General features: G+C 46.2%; 2 protein-coding genes. Both read left to right on the forward strand.

What is annotated here, in order from left to right:
- Window positions 1-68: 68 nt before the first annotated feature.
- Window positions 69-785 (forward strand): oxidative stress defense protein, encoded by a 717-nt coding sequence (locus tag AAEZ00_RS11660; protein ID WP_124013568.1) that lies wholly within the window; start codon window positions 69-71, stop codon window positions 783-785.
- 597 nt (window positions 786-1,382) lie between these two features.
- A complete protein-coding gene (gene fdhF, locus AAEZ00_RS11665; RefSeq protein WP_351088664.1) occupies window positions 1,383-5,588 on the forward strand; it encodes a formate dehydrogenase subunit alpha in 4,206 nt (1,401 codons plus the stop codon).
- The last annotated feature ends 412 nt before the right edge of the window (window positions 5,589-6,000 follow it).

A 6,000-nucleotide genomic window follows, 5' to 3' on the forward strand; every position in this document is an offset into this window, starting at 1 on the left:
ACACACATAACAGACCAAGATTAGCGGTTTAAAAAATAGCATAAAGCGAACTATTAGCGGAGTCATCAATGAACAGACCATTACTTATTAGTATCCTCTCGGGCGTATTATTCACCTTAACCGCAGCCAGCAGTTTATCGACACTGCAAGCGGCTGAGTTAAGTTTCGCCCATATTGAAACAGAAGGAACCAGCACCATAGAAGCCCCGGCAGACATGGCCATCATCAATGTCCAAGTATCAATAGAAGCGGATAGTGCCAAAGCGGCTAAAGACAAAGCCGACGATGCCGTCAGCCAATTTATGCAGCGTTTACTCAACGCGGGTATCGACAAAAAGCACATTCAAAGTGCTAATTTACAGCTCAATCCACAATACAGTTATGTGCAAAATGAACCACGAAAATTGACCGGCTATAGCGCAAATCGTCAAATGACGGTAACCGTAATGGACCTCAACAGCTTAAATGAATTACTCGATAGCGCTTTGGTTGAAGGGATTAATAACGTTAATAATATCGAGCTGAAATCCAGCCAAGAAGCACAAATCATTGCCCAAGCTCGCCAAGCCGCCATTAACGATGCCAAGCAAAAAGCCCAATCGCTCGCCAAAGGCTTTGGCGAACAAATCGCTGGCGTATGGGAAGTAAGGTACTTTCCGCAGCAATCACATCAACCTGAAATGTACCGTGCCAGCATGAAAATGAATGCTGATGTGGCGCAAACCTATCAACAAGGTCAAGTGACGATTAGCGACAGAATCGAAGTGGTATTTAGACTCAAATAGTCATACTGCCGGAAGTCGCTAAAGGCAATGTGCCAGAGCTTATCGCTACGCTGGCACATTAGCTTGCAGCCAAGCAACAAAACCAATGGTGATAAGCATCCGTTAGGGTAACTGAACGAGTCTACTCTTTAAAACAGAGCAGCTTGGTGGATTAACACAGTATATTTCACCTCAGATCGGATAATAAACAGTTATCAAACAGCCCTTTGTACGGCTAACTTCATTATATTTATTGGCAATAGGATCGTCCAGAATCATAAACAATGGCAATAAACATTCACTTTTATCTGTAAAAATAACAAGCTCAAACAAGTAATAACCTTATATTTATTAAGGTTTTATTATAAAAATTTCATTTAATTGCCACAAAAATGATCTGAGTCACATATGGATCTCGCTCCTCAAACTAAACTTAATGAATTGAATGTGACTGTGGATGCGAGAAAAAGGTTAGCAAGATTAATCTGCATTACTGACATAAAAACCACTATAGGCATACTCCATTTACGCTGTTGTACCCTAATGATGTCCTACTCGTCGCATCCTCAAAGGCATTAAGACTTAGCCAGTGACTCCGAAAAATTAAAAGGCCTTGCAATGATTGATATCACTATCGACGGCACAACGCTATCGCTTCCCCAGACAAACAACTTGTTAAAGGCAGCCATTGACGCCGGTATTAATATACCTAGCTTATGTGACTTCTCCCACAATCAAGAGAAGCAGCACTGTAATTTATGCCAAGTACAAATAAAAAACCATGATGGCAGTTTACGGTGTGTTCGTGCCTGTGAGACACCGCTGGAAGCCGGCTTAGATGTGATTACCAAGTCGAGCTATTTAAGCAAAATTCGTCAACAGGCACTCAAAGATATTCTTAGCGATCATTTTGCTGATTGTGAAGCCCCTTGCCAAACCGCCTGTCCAGCCGGCGTTGACGTGCAGTCGTATCTGTATCATATCGGCAGAGGCGATCATAAAGAAGCTGTCAAGGTCATTAAAAAAACCTTGCCTTTGCCACTGTCCATTGGTCGTGTTTGTCCGGCATTTTGTGAAGCAGAATGCCGTCGTGGACTGGTTGACGAACCGGTGGCTATTCGCCAACTCAAACGTCATGCAGCCGATCTGGATTTACATGATTTGGAATCTTATGTTCCGCCAAAAGCACCGGCTACCAATAAACGCATTGCGATTATCGGCAGTGGCCCTGCGGGATTAACCGCGGGTTATTATCTGTCTAATAATGGTCACGATGTGACCATTATGGAATCTGCACCTAAAGCTGGGGGCTGGTTACGTTATGGCATCCCAGAGTATCGCTTACCTAAAGATATTCTTGATAAAGAAATTGAACTGCTCACCCGTAACGGACTTAAGATCCAAACCGGAGTGGCACTGGGTCGTGATACCAATTTAACCGAATTAGTGGCCAATTATGATGCAGTTTGCCTTGCTATTGGGGCACAAAAAGCCGTACCAATGAACTACCCTGGCAGTGATTTAAAGGGCTGTTATTTAGGTGTAGATTATTTGCGCGATTATTGCACCGACAAAAAACTTATCACAGGTAAAAAAGTAGCCGTGATCGGTGGCGGTAACACGGCTATCGATTGCGCCCGCACCGCGGTCCGAGATGGCGCTGATGTGAGCTTAATCTATCGTCGTAGCCGTGATGAAATGCCAGCAGAACCCTATGAAATACATGAAGCCGAAGTGGAAGGGGTTAAGTTTCATTTTCTCACCAATCCAATTGAAAACCACAGTGATAGCCAAGGCCAAGTGAAATCAGTCACGTTTGCTAAAATGGCGCTGGGTGAACCCGATGCTTCGGGCCGACGCTCTCCCAAGGCTACAGGCGAAACGTTTGAGGAAGCGTTTGATACCGTCATTCCCGCGGTATCTCAAAAAGTGGATTTAGCCTTTTTAGACCAGCCAGAAAATCAGATAGACAGTGGTCACATTGCCTTGACTCGCTGGCATACTTTCCTTGGCTGCGAACAGACCATGTCTGCCGGGGTGGAAAAGTTATTTGTTATCGGTGATTCACGCACCGGCCCCTCGACCGCTGTGGCTGCGGTTGCCGATGGCCGAAAAGCCGCTGAGGCCATTGAGGGATTATTAACTGAAGGGTTAACTTGCCATTTAGAACCCGCAGCGTTTAACTCGATAAAAGCCAAGAAAACGTCTTCATTGTCTGCTGAATTATACCCTGACACGGCCAAACGGCCACGCTTGAAAATGCCAGAATTAAACCAGTTAAATCGAGCGCTTAACTTTGCCGAAGTCGAGCTAGGATTCATTCCCGATGCCGCAATGAAAGAAGCCATGCGCTGTTTAGAATGTGCTTGCCAAGCCAATACAGATTGTCAGTTACGCGACTATGCCACCGAATATAAAGTAGACGGTAAAGCACTTGATCAGAGTCAGGCACGTAAATTTAAAGTCGATAACAGTGCGCCTTTTATTACCTTTGATGCCAATCGTTGCATCAGTTGCGCCGCTTGTGTTGAAGCCTGCCATCAACAAAGTGGTCATAACGTTATCAGCTTTGAACCCAATAGTTATCAAGCACTGCCAAATGCGACCGCCGCCATTAGCCGCAATGCCCCTCGTGTCGGCTTCACGGCTTCAATGAGTGACAGCGATTGTGTTCAATGTGGTAACTGTGTTCAAGTCTGTCCAACTGGCGCCTTGGTTGATGCCAGAGATAAAACTCAAGGCCGTGATATAGCGTTAACCAAAACCTCAACGGTGTGCACCTATTGTGGTGTCGGTTGCCGTGTTGAACTGCATGTTGACCAAAGCAAGAATCACGTTATGCGGGTAACCGGTGACAGTCATTCGCTGGTAAATGAAGGCATGTTGTGTGTAAAGGGCCGCTCTGGCTTTGACTTTTTGAACAGTCCTAAACGCCTCACTACGCCATTAATTCGCAAAAATGGTCAGCTCCAACCAGCCAGTTGGGCTGAAGCCTTAGGCTATATAGCAGAGCAACTTCAACCGATTAAAGATGCTGCGGGCCCAAGCAAGTTCGCCGCATTGTCATCGGCTAAATGCACCAATGAAGAAAACTATTTAATGCAAAAGTTCACCCGTAGCATTATGGGTACCAATAGCATAGATCACTGCGCTAGACTGTGTCATTCATCGTCGGTTGCAGGCTTATCCGATACCATTGGCGGCGGGGCCATGACCAATGATATTCCCAGTATTAAAGATTCAGATGTCATTTTTATCATCGGCTCCGATACGACCACTGCCCACCCGATTATCGCCTCGCATATCAAAAGAGCAGTCAATCAACATGGCGCGCGCTTAATCGTCGCGGACCCAAAGAAAACCACTATCGCAGACAGTGCCAATTTATATGTATCACATAAACCTGGCACAGATGTGATGCTACTCAATGCCATCATGCAACAAATTATCATCCATGATTGGCAAGACATGGAATACATCAACAAGCGTATTGAAGACTATCAATTGCTAAAGCAAGAAGTGATGAAGCCTGATTATAATTTAGTCAATGCGGCGTTAATCACTGGGGTGAGCGCCGAAGACATTGCCGCCATGGCAAAAATGATCGGCACCGCTAACAAAACCGCCTTGTATTATGCAATGGGAATTACCCAACATACTTCAGGTTATGACAATGTCGTGTCCACTTCTAACTTACAGTTACTGTGCGGCAACATCGGCGTAAGCGGCGCGGGACTGAATCCATTGCGCGGCCAAAGCAATGTTCAAGGCGCTTGTGATATGGGGGCGTTACCCGACTTTTATCCCGGTTACCAGAAAAACAATAATCCCGTCAATAACGCTAAATTTGCCAACGCATGGGGAAATACTTCGCTGCCGTCAGAACCAGGACTGGCGGCGACTGAAATCATGCAGGCTATTGTTAAAGGCAAACTAGATGCACTTTATGTATTGGGTGAAAATCCGGTACTAAGCGATCCGGATCAAGCCCATGTGATAGCAGCACTGTCAAAAATCAACTTTATGATTGTGCAAGATATCTTTTTAACCGAAACCGCCCAGATGGCCCATGTGGTATTACCCGCAACCGCCTTTGCGGAAAAAGATGGCCATTTCACTAACACCGAACGTCGAGTACAACAGTTACGCGTGGCATTAACGCCACCGGGTGAGGCGATTGTAGACTGGAAAATTATCCAAATGATTGCCAACACCCTGGGTGCCGATTGGCACTACCACAGCACAAAAGATATTTGGCAAGAAATTAACCAGCTCACGCCACAATATCAGGGCCTGACTTGGCAACGACTTGAACACAAGGTAGATGGTTTACAGTGGCCATGTTTTGATGAAAACCATCCTGGCACACCGATTTTGCATACCGAGACGTTTTTGCGCGGCAAAGGTAGAATGATCCCGGTGAGTTATCGTCTGCCCGCCGAAATGCCAGATAGCGAGTATCCATTAATCCTGTCAACAGGTCGCTTGCTGGAGCAATTCCATACCGGCACCATGACACGCAAAACACCTGAACTCGATATTAAAGGTTCACCCAGAGTGATGATTTCTGTTTATGATGCAGAGCAGTTAGGCGTGGGTAACGGTGATATGTTAAAACTCAGTACCCGCCGAGGTGAAATAGAAATAGCCGCCTTTGTGACTAAACGAGCCCAAGTAGGGGTATTATTTTTACCCTTCCACTTTGCCGAAGCCGCAGCCAATAAACTGACCATCAATGCATTGGATCCTATCGCTAAGATCCCCGAGTTTAAAGTGTGTGCCGTTAAAGCTGAAAAGTCACTGCAACCAAGCACTATGGTCTAGGTCTAACCGCACGTGTCTTAGCAAGTGCCTAGAACGCTACGCTGCTAGGACGCTTCGCGGCTAGAGTCTATAAAATCTTAGCAAGTGCCTAGGACGCTTCGCGGCTAGAGGCTATAAAATCTTAGCAAGTGCCTAGAACGCTGCGCTACTAGGACGCTTCGCGGCTAGAGGCTATAAAATCTTAGCAAGTGCCTAGAGCGCTACGCTGCTAGGACGCTTCGCGGCTAGAGGCTATAAAATCTTAGCAGCGAAGCTGTCCCTAGCAGCGAAGCGATACTAGCAGTGACGAAGTCACGCCCTAGCAGCGAAGCGACCCTAGCAGTGACGAAGTCACGCCCTAGCAGCGAAGCGATACTAGCAGTGACGAAGTCACGCCCTAGCAGCGAAGCGACCCTAGCAGTGACGAAGTCAC

This window comes from Shewanella sp. S1-49-MNA-CIBAN-0167 (assembly GCF_040310145.1).
GTDB classification, from domain to species: Bacteria; Pseudomonadota; Gammaproteobacteria; order Enterobacterales; family Shewanellaceae; genus Shewanella; species Shewanella psychromarinicola.